Source organism: Rhodoferax sp. LB1P47 (assembly GCF_056521445.1).
The window spans coordinates 24,162-39,739 of the sequence record NZ_JBWMAU010000019.1 but is presented as its reverse complement, the minus strand read 5'-3'; the positions used below and the strand labels follow the sequence as shown (position 1 = coordinate 39,739).

The window sequence follows — 15,578 nt, the reverse complement described above, 5'->3', positions numbered from 1 at the left end:
GGCAGTGTAAGCTTTGTCTTTGTAAATCAAGCACTTAAGTTGCATATACAAATACTTATCAAAGTTATCCACACCTTTATCCAGTGTTGGCAGGGAGAACTTTACGGACCACGTCGGCCCCTACAATTTCGGCCTCTATCCCCTCTACTGCCCCATTGTTTGAAAGCCGCCCATGCTGCCACGCCGTACTTTTGCATTCGCCACCGCCGCGCTGGCGGTTCTGGCTGCCTTGCCCGCTCTGGCTGCCGACAAAGAGCTGCGCGTGCTGGTGCACAGCTCGTTCGATCTGCCCAAGCCGCTGCTGGCCCGGTTTGAGTCCGAAGCCGGTGTCAAGCTCAGCCTGATCAAGGCGGGCGACGCGGGCGAGATGCTGAACAAGCTCATCCTCACCCGCGCCAAGCCCGTGGCCGATGTGGTGTTTGGCCTGGACAACGCGTCCGTTGCCAAGGCTCAGGCCAATAAGGTGCTGGAGCCGGTGGCCTACACCCAAGGCTCGGCCATCGCCCCGGTGGGCACGAACGTGGTGCCGGTGGACTACGGCTTTGTCAACCTCAACTTTGACAAAGCCGCCTTCGCCAAGAGCGGCTTGGCCCTGCCCAAAACCCTGGACGACCTGGCCCAGCCCGCCTACCGCAACCTGCTGGTCGTCCCCAACCCCGCCACCTCCAGCCCCGGCTACGCGTTTTTGCTGGCCACCATTGCCGGCATGGGCGAAGAAAAAGCCTTTGACTGGTGGGCCCGCATGCGCGGCAACGGCGTAAAGGTGGTCAAGGGCTGGACCGAGGCCTACTACACCGAGTTCAGCCGCAACGGCGGCAGCCGCCCGCTGGTGGTCAGCTACGCCAGCAGCCCGGCGGCCGAGGTTTTCTATAGCAAAGAAAAAATCAACGCGTCGCCCACTGGCAACCTGTTCCTCAAAGGCGGCGTGTTCCGCCAGGTCGAAGGTGTGGCCCTGGTGGCGGGCGGCGGTCAGCGCGATGCTGCGGGTAAGTTCATTGCCTTCATGCGCTCCGGTGCGGTGCAAGAGGCGCTGCAAACCAGCATGTGGATGTACCCCATCGAAGCCCACACGCCCTTGGCCGACGTGATGAAGCACGCCGTGGAACCCACCACGTTTGACAGCCTGCCCGCCGAGACGATTGCCGACAAGGGCACGGCTTGGGTCGCCCGCTGGACCCAAACCGTCCTGAAATAAATGCCCCGCTGGCGATCCGCCGCGTTGGCCCTGCTACCACTGCTGGCTCTGGCCGTGCTGCTGGTGGCCCCGGTGCTGCGGCTGGCGGGCGAGGGCTGGTGGGGCGAGCTGGCCACGCAAGCTCCGACCTCCCCGTGGGCGCTGTGGACCGATCCGTATCTGCGCTGGCGGGTGCTGTGGTCGGTGCTGCAAGCCGGGGCGACGTGTATCGCCGCGCTGTTGCTGGGCCTGCCCGTGGCCTGGGTGCTGGCGCGCTGGGAATTTGCCGGGCGTAGCCTGGTATTGCGCCTGTTGATGCTGCCGTTTGTGGTGCCCACGCTGGTGGCCGCGCTGGGCGTGCTGGCGCTGTGGGGGCCGCGTGGGGTGTTCAGTGGCTGGCTGGGTTGGGATTTGCAAGACACGCCTTGGCTGCTGCTGTATGGCAATTTGTTTTTCAACCTGTGTGTGGTGGTGCGTGCCGGGGTGGACGCGCTGGAGCACGTCAGCGCACCGCGCGTGGCCGCTGCACGCACCCTGGGCGCCACGCCGTGGCGGGCGTTCTGGCGGGTCGAGTGGCCTGCGATCCTGCCTTGGCTCGCGTCCAGCCTGTGCCTGGTCTTTTTGTACTGCTTTGCCGGGTTTGGCCTGGCGCTGGTGCTGGGCGGCCAGCGTTACGCCACGGTGGAGGTAGAGATCTACACCCTGGTGGCCCACGAGCTGCAACTGGCCCCGGCCAGCCTGCTGGCGCTGTGGATGCTGCTGCTGACCGGCGCAGTGGCTTTTGGCTATGCCTTGATCGAAAAGCGCCTGGCTACGCCCACCCGCGTGCAGCCCATCGCCCGCCAGCGCCCGAGTCGTCCTGTGCACTGGCTGGGCGTGGCGGCGGCGCTGGCCGTGCTGGCCTTCTTTTGCGCCGCGCCGTTGCTGGCAATTGTGTGGCGCGCCGCCCATGCGGGCTGGGACACTTGGGCGCTGCTGGCCGACGATGAGACGCTGGCCGCGCTGTGGAACACCTTGCGCTTTTCCGCCACCGCACTGCTGCTGGCCACCGTGCTGGGCGTGCTGCATGCGTTGGCCGCGCAAAGCTCGGTGGCCCTGCGCACGGCCGCGTTTTTACCGTTTGTGGTGTCGCCCATCACCGTGGCTTTTGGCCTGCTGCTGCTGTACCCGCAGTGGACCGCCAGCCTGCCGCTGCTGCTGTGCGCCTATGCCGTGCTGGCCTACCCGTTCGTCGCCAAATCGCTGGCTGCCGCGCTGGACAGCCTGCCCGAACACCTGCCCCAAGCCGCCCGCAGCCTGGGGGCCACGCCCTGGCGCGTGTTCTGGCGCGTCACGCTGCCGATGGTGGCGCCCGCACTACGCCGGGGCATGGCCTTTGCGGCGGCCACGGCCTTGGGCGAATTTGCCGTCACCCTGTTTTTATCCCGCCCCGAATGGGCCACGCTCACTACCCTGGTCTACCAGCGCCTGGGCCGCCCGGGTGCGGCTAATGGCGACGCGGCATTGGTGCTGGCCTGTGTGCTGATGGCCTTGGCCTTGGCCGCGTTTGCGTTGATCGAAGGCCCACGCCGGGCGGAACCTCCCCATGCTTGAACTGCGATCCATCACCAAACACTACGGCCCGCGCCTGCTGGCCGACCAACTCAGCCTGCAAGTGGCCGAGGGCGAAATCGTCGCCTTGCTCGGCCCCTCGGGCAGCGGCAAAAGCACTTTGCTGAAAATTGCCGCCGGGCTGGAGGCCGCCGAGGCGGGCAGCGTCTGGTTCGACGGCCAAGACATTAGCCGCCAGCCGCCCGAGCGGCGTGGTTTTGCGCTGATGTTCCAGGACTTTGCGCTGTTCCCGCACCTGGACGTGCGCGACAACGTGGCTTTTGGCCTGGTCGAGCAGCGCGTCGCCAAACCGCTGGCCCGCCAACGTGCCGAGGCCTTGCTGGAGCGCTTCGGTCTGGCCAGCCACGCCCGCCACCGGGTTTGGACGCTGTCGGGCGGCGAGCAGCAGCGCGTGGCCCTGGCGCGGGCCCTCATCACCGCGCCGCGTGCGCTGCTGCTGGACGAGCCCTTTTCGGCCCTGGATGCCGCCCTGCGGCTGGACCTGCAAGCCGAATTCCGCCAGCGCATCTTCGATGCCGGCATGGCCACTGTGCTGGTCACCCACGACGAGTTAGAGGCCAAAGCGATGGCCACACGCGGCCTGCGGCTGGTGGCGGGGTGCTTGGAACAGCTGTGGTGATTGCTATTTAATTGGTAGCTGCTTGCGCAGTTTCTATATGCGCTTGAGGCCTATTTGCTTGTTTTTTATTCCGGCGCTTGCCGCGAAGAATGCACCAAAACCGTGACTTATGTCTGGTAATTTTGGCTAATGTGCACCGGTTTAAGACGGGCTGCACCGATGCCGTGCGATACTAGGGTTTACCCGTAAACCACGGCAAGTCATGCCGACAGGCCAAAAGCCTGAACCCTTTGAACACCATGCAAGCTCTTTATTTCATCCAATCCCTGTTTACCGCTGCGTCCACCAAGTTCGCGCCCGGCGAGCGTGTCAATCTGGTGCGCCGTGGCAGCATCGAGCGCACCGATGGCTATGTAGTGGCCCAAACCCACGAAGGTGTGCTGGTGGAATGGCCGCGTGCGGGTTCCAGCCTGGTGCTGGCATCGGAGCTGACAGCCATCGTTTGAATGCAGTGCTACTGAATTTGTAGCTTCTGCCGTAGGTTTAATCAGCGCCAGAGGCTGATTTTTATACTTTTTTGCAAGAGGCTAGCACGCTTCAGCCCTTGCCAAACCGCTCTAGCACATGCTGCCCCATGGCGTGGGCCAGTGCGTCTTCGCCCAGAAACACCTGGCCGATCTGTTCTTGCGCCAGCAGCGCGGCTGCTTCTGCGTTGTGGGTGCGCACCACGGTCTCGATGGGTGGGTTCAGCAGGCGGGCGTTGGCCACCATTTGGCGCAGGTTAAAGGCATCGGGTGTGGCGACCACCAGCATGCTGGCGCGGGCGATGTGGGCCTGGATGAGCACCCCGGCCTCGGCGGCATCGCCCGATACGGCGCTAAAGCCGCTGGCGCGCAACTGCTCTACCCGTTCGCGGTTGTGGTCTACCACCACAAACGGGATGCCTTGCGCGGCCAGGGTGCTGGCGATACGTTTGCCCACCCGGCCATAGCCGACCAACACCACCTGTTTGGACAGGTACTTTTCGTCGGTGGCCACTGGCAGCTCGGCCAGCGGGTCGTTGCGCAGTTTGAGCTTGAGCTTGGATTCCAGCCAGGGCTCCAGCGCATCCACCGCCTTGAAGACCAGCGGATTTACCGCGATAGACAGCAGCGCCCCGGCCAAAATCAGGCTCTGCCCCTCGGGCCGCAGCAGGCCCAGGCTGGCCCCCAGCCCGGCCAGAATGAACGAGAACTCGCCAATCTGCCCCAGGCTGGCCGATACATTCAGCGCGGTGTTCAGCGGGTACTTGAAGACCAGCACCAGCGCGGCGGCGGCGATGGACTTGCCGACGATGATGATGGCCAGCACCGCCAGCACTTGCAGCGGCTGATCAATTAGCACCATCGGGTCGAACAGCATGCCCACCGACACAAAAAACAGCACCGCAAAGGCTTCGCGCAGCGGCAGTGAATCTTCGGCGGCGCGGTGGCTGAACTCGCTCTCGCGCATCACCATGCCGGCAAAAAAGGCGCCCAGCGCAAACGACACGCCGAACAGCGTGGCCGCGCCAACGGCGATGCTGACGGCAGCGGCAATTACGCACAGGGTGAACAGCTCGCGCGAGCCGGTGCGGGCCACCAGCCACAGCAGCTTGGGAAACACGCGGCGGCCCACCACCAGCATTAGCCAGACGAAGGCCGACACCTTGAGCAGCGTGAGGCCCAGCGTAAGCCACAGGTTGCCGCCCGCATCGCCACCGGGCGATTGGCCGCCCAGCGCACCCGCCAGCGGCGGCAGCAGCACCAGCACTAGCACCATCGCCAGGTCTTCCACCACCAGCCAGCCCACCGCGATCTTGCCGTTCATGGAGTCCAGCGCGCCGCGTGCCTCCAGCGCCCGCAGCAGCACCACGGTGCTGGCCACCGACAGGGCCAGGCCGAACACCAGGGCCTCGCCCAGCGGCCAACCCCAAAAGTGGGCCAAGCCCGCGCCCATAGCCGTGGCCACGGCGATTTGCAGCACCGCACCGGGCAGGGCGATCTTGCGCACGGCCACCAGGTCGTCCATCGAAAAATGCAGGCCTACGCCAAACATCAGCAGCATCACGCCGATTTCGGCCAGCTCGGCGGCGATCTGGGCATCGGCCACAAACCCGGGGGTGAACGGGCCAATCAACACCCCGGCCAGCAGGTAGCCCACCAGCGCGGGCAGCTTGACCCGCACGGCCAGAAAACCAAACACCAGCGCCAGGCCGAGTGCGCTGGCGATGGTGGTGATGAGGGGCGTGCTATGGAGCATGGGCAAGGTCTTTCAAGAGGCTTAGGCGCTGCACGATCTGCGCAAACAAGGACCGTGATGCGACTGCGGTTTGCAGGCAATCGTTCCGCAGGGTGGTGAGTTCTGGGGAGTTCTCCGGGCAGAGCGCCAGCAATTCTTCCAGCAGGCAGCCAAAGGCCCGGGCCTCGATCTGCTGCAAGGCCGTTGACTGTGCAGTGTCGGCAGGCAGGAACGAGGCAGCGCCCATGTCACCCAGCAGGCAATGGCCCTCGGGGTCACATTGCAGGTTGTGCGCATACAGGTCGCCATGCAGCAGGCCGCTGGCGTGCAGGTGGGCGGTGGCGCTGGCCACGCCAATGGCGATGCGCAGCACTTTCTCAATGGAAAACACGGTGCCTGCCGGGTACACGTCGCGGGTGCAGCTCTCCAGGCTGGGCGGCCCGGCCAGGGTGGTGAAGTGGGGCGGGATGCAGGGCATCACCAGCCCGGCCGTGCCCTGTGGGTGGTCGGTCAGCGGGGCGATGGTGTGCACCAGGTGCAGATGGGCTGGCAGCGCCAGGCAGGCGGCCAGCTCGCTCTGCGGCCAGCCGTCGCTGGTCACCGCGCCCTTGAATAGCTTGACGGCCACGGCCTCACCACGCCACTGGGCTTGGTGGATCACGCCGGACGCGCCTTCGCCCAAGCGCTGCTGCACTTGCAATTCGCTCCAGGAAATAGCGTTTGCCGCTGCACTGGTGTGCGGCGTACCAGCCCGTGCCAGCCAGGCCAGCCGGGGCAGGTGCAGCAGACAGTCGGGCAGGGTGGGCGCATCGGCGATCGGGTTGGCCGAGATGCGCAGCAGCTCCAGTTGCTGGCACTGCGCCAGCGTGGGCGGCAGCTGCTGCAACTGGTTGCCCGCCAGCATCAGCTTTTGTAACTGGCCGCACTGGCCGATCTCGGCGGGCAGGGTGGTGATGTGGTTGTCGGTCAATATCAACCAGCGTAGCCGGGGCGGCAGAGCGGCGGCGGGCACCTCCACGATCTGGCACGACTTGAAGCCCACCATCTCCAGCTGCGTGCACTGGCCCAGCACGGCGGGCAGTTCGGTGAATGGGTTGCCCGAACAAAAAATCACCCGCAGCCGGTGCAGCCGGGGCAGGTCGTCGGGCAGGTGGGTGAGGGCGTTGCCAGAGAGATTCAGCACCTCCAGCGTGTCGGCCAGGTCAAAGATTTCGCGGGGGAAGGTGGCCAGGCCAGCCGACAGGTCGAGCCGCTGGAGGCCCTGCAATTGGCCAGAGCGGAGTTGGGAAAGGGTGTGCATGGCCGGTATTGTCGGGGCAGGACCGGTGGGTAATTTTTATATGCAAAATAGGCATCTAGCGCATATTCAATATGCGCTAGGTGCTATTAAATGCATAGTGATGCTTCACGGCCCAACGTGGACCTTGCCGGTGGCGTAGAAGCTGTCCAGGTTTTGCACCACCATGTGGGCCATCGACTGGCGGGTTTCATGGGTGGCGCTGGCCAGGTGCGGCAGCAGCACCACGTTGTCCAGCGCCAGAAGGCGCGCGGGCACGCGGGGTTCGTCTTCGAACACATCCAGCCCGCCACCGGCGATGCCGCCGCTCTCTAGCGCCTGCACCAGGGCTTCTTCGTCCATCACCGTGCCGCGCGACACGTTGGTCAGAAAGCCTTTATGGCGTTGTCGGAGCTGGCAGTGTCCGAAGCGCTGGGCGTGAGCCGCGCCCCGGTGAGCGACGGGCTGCTAGAGGTGCTGTCGCAGCGCGGCACCTTCGTCAACCGCCTGAGCCGGGCGCGGATCACCGATGCGATTTTTGTGCGCGAGATGGTCGAATGCCGCGCCACCGCGCTGGCCACCCAGGCCCCGCTGGCCGAGCGCAAAAAGCTCTCCGATGTGCTGGCGCGGCAGGTTGAAGCCTCTGACCAGGGCAACTTTGCAGGCCACCTGCGAGCCGACGAAGACCTGCACTTTCAGATACTGCTGCTGGCCGGTCACCCCCACGCCTGGAACCCGCTGATGCTGGCGCGCACCGGCATGAACCGCATCCGCCATTCGGCGACAGCGCCGAGGCCAGCGCGCAGATGCAGCGCAACATCCGCTCGCCGCTGCAATTTGTAGACGCGATTGCGCTGCGGTTTCCGGCGTATTTTTGCGTGGAATATTGGGGTATTGAATCAGCTTATGGCGCATATTCCATAAGCACAGTAAGCTATCAATATAGTAGCTATTTCACAGCCAGCCGGTGGCTATGTGCAGCGGCTGCGGGCGGCCGAACAGGTAGCCTTGTACGGTGTCGCAGTGCAGGTCGCTCAGGAAGCGGCTTTGCGCCTCGGTTTCTACGCCTTCGGCCACTACTTGCAGGCCCAGGCCGTGAGCCAGGGCGATGGTGGCGCGGACGATGGCCGCATCGTCTTTGTCGGTGGCGATGTCGCTGACGAAGGAGCGGTCGATTTTCAGCTCGTCGATGGGGAAGCGCTTCAGGTAGGCCAGCGACGAGTAGCCGGTGCCGAAGTCGTCCACCGCCAGCCGCACGCCCAGGGCGCGGATGTCTTGCAGCAGGCCGATCACCTGGTTGGCATCTGACATGGCGGTGGTCTCCGTAATCTCCAGGCGCAGCAGGTGGGGCGGGATGCCGGTTTCCGCCAGGGCCAGGCGCACCACCTGGACCAGGTCGCGGTTCAGGCACTGGCGGGCCGAGACGTTGACGGCTATCGGCACGGGCTGTAGCCCGGCGCGCAGCCACAGCGCGATTTGGCGGGCGGCATGCAGCACGGCCCAGGCCCCCATGTCCACAATCAGGCCGCATTCTTCGGCGACTTCAATAAAGCCGCCGGGCATGACCAGCTGCTCGGGTGTGCGCTGCCAGCGCATCAGGGCTTCCATGCCGACCATGCGTTGGTTGTGCAGGGCAAATTGCGGCTGGTAGTGCAGCGCAAACAGCCCATCCCGCAGGGCCAGGCGCAGGTCCATCTCTAGCGCCAGCCGCTCATGGATGCGGGTGTTGATGTCGTCCGACCAGAACTGGAAGCAGGCCCGGGGCTGGGCTTTGGCGCGGTACATGGCCATGTCGGCCTTGGTCAGCAGGTCGTCCAGGTGGCTGCCGTCTTGCGGCGCAATCACCACGCCCACGCTGCATGCGCTGGGCAGGGTGATATTGCCAAAGCGCGCGTCCAGCACGATGTCTTGGGTCAGGGCTTCGACCACTTTGGCGGCAGCGATGGCGGCACCGTCTTGGCCGCCTACTTCTTTCAGCAGCAGCACAAATTCATCGCCGCCCCAGCGGGCCACGGTGTCGGTGTCGCGGCACAGGGCGCGCAGCCGCTGGGCCACGACGCGCAGCACCTCGTCGCCTGCGCTGTGGCCCAGGCTGTCGTTGATTTGCTTGAAGCGGTTCAGGTCCAGAAACAACAGCGCCATGCTGCCGCCGCGCCGCTGTACCCGCGACAGGGCCAGCTGGATGCGCTCGTGCAGCAGCACCCGGTTGGGCAGGCCGGTAAGGGCATCGTGGTTGGCGGCGAAGTCCAGCGCCTGCGCGGCGGCCACGGATTCGGTGACGTCCACCAGCACCAGCACGGCACCGTCGAGCCCGCCCTCGGGGCTGCGCAAGGGGCTGGCGGTGGCCCGCAGCATGCGTGGGCCGTTGGCGGTGGGCAGGTGCAGGAGTTCGCGTACATACATCCGGCTGCCCCGGCCCAGACATTCAAATACCGCCGCCACCAGGTGGGCCATGCTGTCCTCGGTCAGCGGGTAGGCGCTGTGCAGCGGTTGGCCCAGCAGTTTTTGGCCGGGGGCTTGCAATTGGGCGGTGGGGTTGGCGAAGCGGATGGTGTGCAGCCGGGCGTCGATGGTGATGACGGCATCGTCAATCGCCTGCAAGGTGGACTGGGCGTGCTGGCGGCTGCGCATCAGCTTGCGGTTCATGGTGCGCAGCTTGCCCGCTAGCCAAAAGCCCAGCGCCACGGCCAGGGCCAGCATGGCGCTGGCGGGGGGCAGCCAGGTGCGCAGGGTGAGCAGCAGCCCGGCGCTGACCAGCAGCGGCAGTACCAGGATGCCGCCCGCCAGCAAGAGGCGGCGACCCGTGCACAGAGGCACCAGCGCCAGACTACTGACGGCCAGCAGCGCCAACAGCAGCGCCAGCGCTGGCGGCGCGCGGTCGATCCAGACCTGGCTGCGCAGGGCCTCAAACGCCTGGGCGTGGAACATCACCGACGGCAGCGTGGTGTGGTTGCCTGCCAGCGGTGTGGCCAGTTCGCCGCCCAGCCCGCTGGCGGTGATGCCGATGAACACGGCCCGGCCCCGCACCTGTTCCAGCGCCTGGGACGATTGCAGGGCGGTGGCAAACGACAGTGTGGGCAGGCCGTGCATGCGGGGCAGCAGTACGGGGTGGTCGCGCACCCAGGTGCTGGCGGGGCGGGGGGGCGTGCCCACCGGAAGCAGCCGCTCCCACACCGGGTTGGGGGCGGCTTGTTGCAGCACCGCCAGGGCCAGTGCGGGCGTGTCGGCCTGGCCGTTGCCGGCCATCAGGTGGATGCCTCGGGACTGGCCGTCCAGATCCATTTCTACATCGACCTGGCCCAGGTGGGGCAGCGCTGCGGCGGCCACCAGGCTGGGCAGCAGCGGGGCGGCGGCGATGCGGCCATCTGCCAGCTGCGCTGGGGCCACGGCCAGTGCCACGTGGCCGTGCCGGGCGATGGCGGCGGCCAGGGCGGCATCGCTGGCGGGGTTGCGGGTGTCGGGTTCCGAGAACAGCACCGCCATGCCGATGGCGCTGGCCCCGGCATCGCGCAAGCGGTCGATCATCTGCGCATGCACCTCGCGTGGCCAGGGCCAGCGGCCCAGTGCGGCCAGGCTGGCATCGTCAATGGCGATCACCACCGGCGCTTGGGGGCTGGCGGTATGGCGGGGCAGCAGCAGGTCGTAGGCCAGCAGGTCGAGTCGCTGCACGGCCGACGGCTTGAACCAGGCCAGCAGCAAGGCCGTGGCAACACCCGCCAGCCACCACGCCGCGCGCAGTGCCATTGGGCCCCAGCGGGATGGGGACAACGGGGCCAATGGAGCCAATGGGGTCATGTGGCTGTTGGAGGGCGCAGGCAAGAGGATTAGAGAATCGCCAGCACAGGAATCACCAGCAGCAGGAGTGCGCGCCAGTGGCTGGGTGGGGGCTCGGGCACCACAAAGCTTTGGGTGCTGCCCCAGGGGCCGGTGTAGCCGTCGGTGCCGGTGGCCTGTACCCGCACATGGTGGGTGCCGGGTTGCAGGTTGTGCAGCTGGACCTGGGCGTTGTCGGTGTGCGTATCGGCCAAGGGGCTGGCGAAGCTGTTGTCGCGCGCCACCTGTATGTGGTAGCGGGTGGTTTGCGGCTGGGCGGTCCAGCGCAGGGTCAGGTTGCCGTCTTGCGGCTGGGGAATATCGACACCGGGGCCGGGCAATACGCGGCGAAATGGCTGGGTGTCGCCCCAGGGGCCTTGGCCCTTGACGGGGTGGATGGCGGCCACGCGCCACTGGTAGATGCCGGGCGGCAGGTCCAGCGGGGGCTGGGCGCTGGCCGTGCCGACCACCTGCTCGTCCACCGGTGCGCCGTGGCTGCTGAGCTGCACGCGATATTCCAGCTGGGTGTTGCTATCGGTATTGCTTTGGGTCCAGCGCAGGGCGGGGCGGAGGGCGGTGGTGGCGGCCTCAAACGCGGGCTCTATCAGCAGCGGCGGCTCGGGCTGGGTGTGGATGACCAGTGTGCGCTCGGCCGACAGGCCCTCCAAACCTTGCGCGTCGATGCCGCGCACGCGCAGGGCGTACCTGCCGTCTTCGATGTCGCGCACCCGCATGCGGGCGGTGTCGCTGACCTCGTCGGACAGCATGGCGCTGAATTCGGCGCTGCGGGCCAGCTGGGTGCGGTAGTGGCTGGCCCCGGCCAGGGGGGCAATAGGCCAGGCAATCGGCAGGCGCTCGATGGTGTCGGGCAGGCCGTCCAGTGGGGGGGCGGGCAGCAGCGGGGTGGGCACGGCCGGGCGGCTGCCGCTCTGGGCTAGCGTGCCCTGCGCGGCCTGGGCGGTGACCTGGCCGCTGGCGTTGGCCACCTGCACGGCCCCGGTGACCACCTCGGTGCGCATGGATTGGCCATCGGTAACCACCCGGTACTGCGTGCCACGCACAGCGGCGATGGCGGCAGGCGTGCGGATTTCAAACCGCCCACCGCTGTTACCCACCGGGGTGACCTGGTTTTCCACGCTGCCTTGTAGCAGCGACAAGGCCACGATGCTGGCGCTGCCGAGCAGGCTTTTCTGGCTGGTTTGCAGCTGGAGCTGGCTGTCGCGGCGCACCAGCACGCGGCTGCCATCGGCAAATTGCAGGGTGGCGCTGCCGTCCGGCCCGGTGCGCAGGACGGCGGGGGCAAGCAGCAGCTCGCCTGCCACCGCCGCGCGGGCCGGGCTGCTGCCTTGGGCCAGCGTGGTGTTGCCCACCACCGCCAGCAGCGTGACCTGGGTGGATTCCAGCTTCAGCCATTCACGCGGAATGCGCAGCTGCGTGCCAGGCGGTATGCGGCGGTCGTCGGCAATCTGGTTGCGCTGGCGCAGGGCCTGGGCCATTGACGGGTTTTTTAAATAGCGCTCGGCCAGATTCCAGGGGTGGTCGCCGATTTGCACGGTGTATAGGAAATCGGCGGCCAGCGCGGTGTGCGGTGCGGCGAGCCAGAGCAGGCCCATCAGGCCCATACGGCCCATCAGGAGCGTGTGGCGGTGGAAAGCTTTGGGCGTATGGTGCTGCATGGCTATACACGGCTTTGGGTGTTTATTTGTTGGTAAAATGGTTATTTATTGTAACAACTGCACGCAACCTTTGCGAATCTGCCGCATGGTTAAGCGGGTAAGCCCACCAAAATGATAAATACATCACGAACCCGGGCTTTTCATGTGGGGGTTTGGATGGGGCTTGGCGGGTTGCTTATTCCGGTGTTCGCAGTAACATTTTTGACCATCTGATTTTGGGTGGTACGCAGGACGTGCATGCAAGACTTAAAAAATTATAAATTTTGGCTAAATGGCCTGCGTGATGTGCTGTTAGGCCGTGAGAAGCATATGCGTATCCGCACCAGCCAGGTGGGGCTGGCTTCGGTGTTGATGCTGGCCTGTATGGGCGTGATGCATTTGCTGGTGCTGTTTGGTGAGGCCGATGCCGGTTATGCGGCGGTTTGGAGCGTGTTTTGCGGCACCGGGCTGGTGGTGTTTTGGGTGTTGATCCGCAGCGGGGTGTCGCAGCGCTGGCCTGATCCGTCGCTGGCGTTGCCGCAAATGCTGTATGCCATTGCCTGCGACGCAGCCGCATTTGTGCTGGCCGAGCACGGCCGGGGCGTGACGCTACCGCTGCTGGCGGTGATTTTGATGTTCGGTATCTTTGGCCTGTCTATCCGCCAGGTGCTGAGCGTGGCGGTGTATGCGTTGGCACTGTTCAGTGGGGCCGTGGTGTATGTGCTGGAAAACCCCAACACCGACGAGCCACCGGTGCTGTTTGTGAGCTACCTGTTCATGGTGTTTATTGTGGTGGCCGGTACCACGATACTGACCTGGCGGCTGGGAAAAATCCGCGACCACATGCGCCGGCAAAAGGCCCAGCTCACCGAGGCACTGGCCAAAATCCAGCGCATCGCCACCCGCGATGAACTGACCGGCACCGCCAACCGCCGCTGCATGCTGGAGCATTTGCAGCAGGAAATTCAGCGGGCCAACCGCACCGGTGCGTCGCTCATGGTGGCCTTGCTGGATATCGACAACTTCAAGAGTGTCAACGACACCTACGGCCACCAGGCGGGGGACCGCTGCTTGCAGAAGTTTGCGCAGTCGGTGCAGGCCAGTATCCGCACCACCGACCGGCTGGCCCGCTGGGGCGGCGAGGAATTTTTGATTTTGCTCACCGACACCGACTTTGTGCTGGCCCTGGCCTGCCTGGAGCGGGTGCGCGTCCAGGTGGCGCAGATGGTGGTAGCTGTGGGCGCGGGCGAGGTCGAGATTCGCGTCACCGTGTCGATCGGCGTGACCCAGTACCAGGCGGGCGACGCGATCGAACCAACCATCGACCGCGCCGACCTGGCCCTGTATGCCGCCAAAGCCCAAGGGCGCGACCGGGTGGTGAGCGCCTAGATTTCGCGGTTCCGCGCCAGCGGCGGGTTCTTGGCGAAGTAGCTGCGGATGCCGCGCAGGATGGCATCGGCCAGCTGCTCGCGGTAGGCGGGGCTGTTCAGTTTGGCCTCTTCTTCGGGGTTGCTGATGAAGGCGGTTTCGATCAGCACACTGGGGATGTCGGGGGCCTTGAGCACCGCAAAGCCGGCCTGTTCGACATGGGGTTTGTGCAGCTTGCCGACCCGGCCCACCTCGCCTAGCACGGCGCTGCCGAGTTTCAGGCTGTCGTTGATCTGGGCGGTGGTGCTCATGTCGAGCAGGGCTTTTTGTACCTGCGCATCTTTGGCCTGCACGTTGATGCCGCCTATCAGATCGGCCTTGTTTTCTTTGTTGGCCATCCAACGGGCGGCGCTGCTGGAGGCACCGCCCTGGCTCAGGGCAAACACGCTGGCACCGCGTGCGGAGGGTGTCAAAAACGCGTCGGCGTGGATGCTGACGAACAAATCCGCCTGCACCCGCCGGGCTTTTTGCACCCGCACTTGCAGCGGCACAAAGAAGTCGGCATCGCGGGTTAAAAAAGCCCGCATCGGGCTGCCGTTGACGCTGCTGGCGTTGATGCGCTCGCGCAGCAGGTGGGCCACCATCAGCACGATGTCTTTTTCGCGCGTGCCATTGGGGCCGATGGCGCCGGGGTCTTCGCCGCCGTGGCCGGGGTCCAGGGCGATGACGATCAGGCGGTCGGTACGCTGGCTTGTATTTTTTACATCATTTGTGCCGCTAGCGCTTGTATTACCTGCGGAAGATGCTATTTTTATAATAGCAATATATTGGGGGGCTACGGTGTGTGCGGGGGGCTGGCTGGCGGGCTTGGGGGCGGGTTTGCTGTCTTGCTTGGCAATCAGCTCGGCCAGCGGGTCGTGCGTGTCTGCCGGGGTTGGCGCGGGAGCGGTCAGGCGCTCGGCTATCAGGGCCTCCAGCGGGTCTACCTCTTGCGCAGGGTACAGGTCAAACACCAGCCGGTGCTGGTAGGCGGCCACCGGGTTCAGGGTGAACACCTGGGGCCGGGCGGCGCGTTTCAGGTCTACCACCAGGCGCACCACGCCGGGCGTGTTCTGGCCCACGCGGATGCCGGCGATGTTGGGGTCGTCGGCCTGCACCCGGCCCACCAGCTCGCGCAGGGCGGGGTTCAGGTCGATGCCTTCGATGTCCACTGCCAGGCGCGGCGGGCTGGTGATGAAGCTGTGTTTGACGCTCAGCGCGGTGTCGGACTCAATCGTGACCCGCGAGTATTCGGGTGCAGGCCAGACCCGCACGGCGACGATGCTGGCCCCGCGTGCCAGTTCGTTGATGCCCAGCAGCAGCACCACCGCGCCGCTTTGCAAAACGCTGCGGCGCTTCATGCGGCGGCCCCGTGCAGCAGGCGTTGGCCGGTGGCGGTGGCGGCGGTGAGGGTGGCGGTACGGGAGTCGTCGAGCATGGTGTCAATATGGATAGCAAGGTCGGGCGTGGGCAGCAGGGCGCCGGCGTTTTGCGGCCATTCGGCTAGTTTCAGGCCGGGGCTGGCAAAGATGTCGCGAAAGCCCGCGTCTTCCCACTCGCGCGGGTCGCTGAAGCGGTAGAAGTCGAAGTGCCAGATATTCAGCGCAGGCAGCTCATAGGGTTCGACCACGGCGTAGGTGGGGCTTTTGATGCGGCCCTGCACGCCCAGGGCGCGCAGCAAGTGCCGCACCAGCGTGGTTTTGCCAGCACCCAGGTCGCCGTGCAGGGTGATGAAGGCGTGGGCTATGTCGGCCTGTGCGGACAGCGATTGCGCAAACGCCTCGGTGGCGGCCTCGGTAGGCAAAATAAGTTGCATCGGGCGGG

Annotated in this window: 12 protein-coding genes and 1 pseudogene; 6 read left to right on the top strand and 7 right to left on the bottom strand. The window is 65.7% G+C overall.

What is annotated here, in order from left to right:
• Positions 1 to 172 precede the first annotated feature (172 nt).
• From AC0969_RS17200 to AC0969_RS17185, 4 genes are all read left to right on the top strand, one after another.
• Positions 173 to 1,195: a thiamine ABC transporter substrate-binding protein gene (locus AC0969_RS17200; protein WP_479625380.1), complete on the top strand. Its 1,023-nt coding sequence runs from the start codon at positions 173 to 175 to the stop codon at positions 1,193 to 1,195.
• Positions 1,196 to 2,767 (top strand): ABC transporter permease, encoded by a 1,572-nt coding sequence (locus AC0969_RS17195; protein WP_479625379.1) that lies wholly within the window; start codon positions 1,196 to 1,198, stop codon positions 2,765 to 2,767.
• Positions 2,760 to 3,404, top strand: coding sequence for an ABC transporter ATP-binding protein (locus AC0969_RS17190; protein ID WP_479625378.1), 645 nt, complete (start codon positions 2,760 to 2,762; stop codon positions 3,402 to 3,404). The genes AC0969_RS17195 and AC0969_RS17190 overlap by 8 nt, the downstream gene beginning before the upstream one ends.
• Before the next feature lie 239 nt (positions 3,405 to 3,643).
• A complete protein-coding gene (locus AC0969_RS17185) occupies positions 3,644 to 3,850 on the top strand; it encodes a hypothetical protein (protein ID WP_479625377.1) in 207 nt (68 codons plus the stop codon).
• 91 nt (positions 3,851 to 3,941) lie between these two features.
• On the opposite strand, the gene AC0969_RS17180 is transcribed toward AC0969_RS17185, so the two are convergent.
• From AC0969_RS17180 to AC0969_RS17170, 3 genes and pseudogenes are all read right to left on the bottom strand, one after another.
• The gene (locus tag AC0969_RS17180; RefSeq protein ID WP_479625376.1) at positions 3,942 to 5,624 is read right to left on the bottom strand and encodes a cation:proton antiporter domain-containing protein; all 1,683 of its coding nucleotides are present in this window, start codon (positions 5,622 to 5,624) and stop codon (positions 3,942 to 3,944) included.
• Positions 5,614 to 6,903 (bottom strand): leucine-rich repeat-containing protein kinase family protein, encoded by a 1,290-nt coding sequence (locus AC0969_RS17175; RefSeq protein ID WP_479625375.1) that lies wholly within the window; start codon positions 6,901 to 6,903, stop codon positions 5,614 to 5,616. Before AC0969_RS17175 ends, AC0969_RS17180 begins: the two co-directional genes overlap by 11 nt.
• A gap of 105 nt (positions 6,904 to 7,008) precedes the next feature.
• A pseudogene (locus tag AC0969_RS17170) lies at positions 7,009 to 7,278 on the bottom strand (NAD(P)-dependent oxidoreductase); the annotation flags it as partial.
• Here AC0969_RS17170 and AC0969_RS17165 point away from each other — a divergent pair.
• The gene (locus AC0969_RS17165) at positions 7,279 to 7,722 is read left to right on the top strand and encodes a GntR family transcriptional regulator (RefSeq protein WP_479625374.1); all 444 of its coding nucleotides are present in this window, start codon (positions 7,279 to 7,281) and stop codon (positions 7,720 to 7,722) included. It abuts the pseudogene before it with no gap.
• Positions 7,723 to 7,833: 111 nt separating this feature from the next.
• On the opposite strand, the gene AC0969_RS17160 is transcribed toward AC0969_RS17165, so the two are convergent.
• Both AC0969_RS17160 and AC0969_RS17155 read right to left on the bottom strand, forming a co-directional pair.
• Complete coding sequence (locus AC0969_RS17160) at positions 7,834 to 10,623, bottom strand: EAL domain-containing protein (RefSeq protein WP_479625373.1); 2,790 nt, start codon at positions 10,621 to 10,623, stop codon at positions 7,834 to 7,836.
• 80 nt (positions 10,624 to 10,703) lie between these two features.
• Positions 10,704 to 12,368, bottom strand: a complete 1,665-nt coding sequence (locus tag AC0969_RS17155; RefSeq protein ID WP_479625372.1) for a FecR family protein — start codon at positions 12,366 to 12,368, stop codon at positions 10,704 to 10,706.
• Between the two features lie 309 nt (positions 12,369 to 12,677).
• On the opposite strand from AC0969_RS17155, the gene AC0969_RS17150 reads away from it, so the two are divergent.
• Positions 12,678 to 13,736 carry a GGDEF domain-containing protein gene (locus AC0969_RS17150; protein ID WP_479625371.1) on the top strand — a complete coding sequence of 353 codons (1,059 nt, stop codon included), beginning with the start codon at positions 12,678 to 12,680 and terminating at the stop codon, positions 13,734 to 13,736.
• Here AC0969_RS17150 and AC0969_RS17145 read toward each other — a convergent pair.
• On the bottom strand, positions 13,733 to 15,115 hold the full coding sequence (locus tag AC0969_RS17145) for an N-acetylmuramoyl-L-alanine amidase (RefSeq protein ID WP_479625370.1): 1,383 nt from the start codon (positions 15,113 to 15,115) through the stop codon (positions 13,733 to 13,735). The two genes, AC0969_RS17150 and AC0969_RS17145, sit on opposite strands and share 4 nt — an antisense overlap.
• Positions 15,112 to 15,570, bottom strand: coding sequence for a tRNA (adenosine(37)-N6)-threonylcarbamoyltransferase complex ATPase subunit type 1 TsaE (gene tsaE / locus AC0969_RS17140; RefSeq protein ID WP_479625369.1), 459 nt, complete (start codon positions 15,568 to 15,570; stop codon positions 15,112 to 15,114). The genes AC0969_RS17145 and tsaE overlap by 4 nt, the downstream gene beginning before the upstream one ends.
• Between the last annotated feature and the right edge of the window lie 8 nt (positions 15,571 to 15,578).

Coding starts and splice junctions, on each gene's coding strand:
- AC0969_RS17165 (WP_479625374.1), top strand. CDS start 7,279: ATGGCGTTGTCGGAGCTGGCAGTGTCCGAAGCGCTGGGCGTGAGCCGC.
- AC0969_RS17180 (WP_479625376.1), bottom strand. CDS start 5,624: ATGCTCCATAGCACGCCCCTCATCACCACCATCGCCAGCGCACTCGGC.
- AC0969_RS17160 (WP_479625373.1), bottom strand. CDS start 10,623: ATGGCACTGCGCGCGGCGTGGTGGCTGGCGGGTGTTGCCACGGCCTTG.
- AC0969_RS17185 (WP_479625377.1), top strand. CDS start 3,644: ATGCAAGCTCTTTATTTCATCCAATCCCTGTTTACCGCTGCGTCCACC.
- AC0969_RS17145 (WP_479625370.1), bottom strand. CDS start 15,115: ATGAAGCGCCGCAGCGTTTTGCAAAGCGGCGCGGTGGTGCTGCTGCTG.
- AC0969_RS17175 (WP_479625375.1), bottom strand. CDS start 6,903: ATGCACACCCTTTCCCAACTCCGCTCTGGCCAATTGCAGGGCCTCCAG.
- AC0969_RS17150 (WP_479625371.1), top strand. CDS start 12,678: ATGCGTATCCGCACCAGCCAGGTGGGGCTGGCTTCGGTGTTGATGCTG.
- AC0969_RS17155 (WP_479625372.1), bottom strand. CDS start 12,368: ATGCAGCACCATACGCCCAAAGCTTTCCACCGCCACACGCTCCTGATG.
- AC0969_RS17200 (WP_479625380.1), top strand. CDS start 173: ATGCTGCCACGCCGTACTTTTGCATTCGCCACCGCCGCGCTGGCGGTT.
- tsaE (WP_479625369.1), bottom strand. CDS start 15,570: ATGCAACTTATTTTGCCTACCGAGGCCGCCACCGAGGCGTTTGCGCAA.
- AC0969_RS17190 (WP_479625378.1), top strand. CDS start 2,760: ATGCTTGAACTGCGATCCATCACCAAACACTACGGCCCGCGCCTGCTG.
- AC0969_RS17195 (WP_479625379.1), top strand. CDS start 1,196: ATGCCCCGCTGGCGATCCGCCGCGTTGGCCCTGCTACCACTGCTGGCT.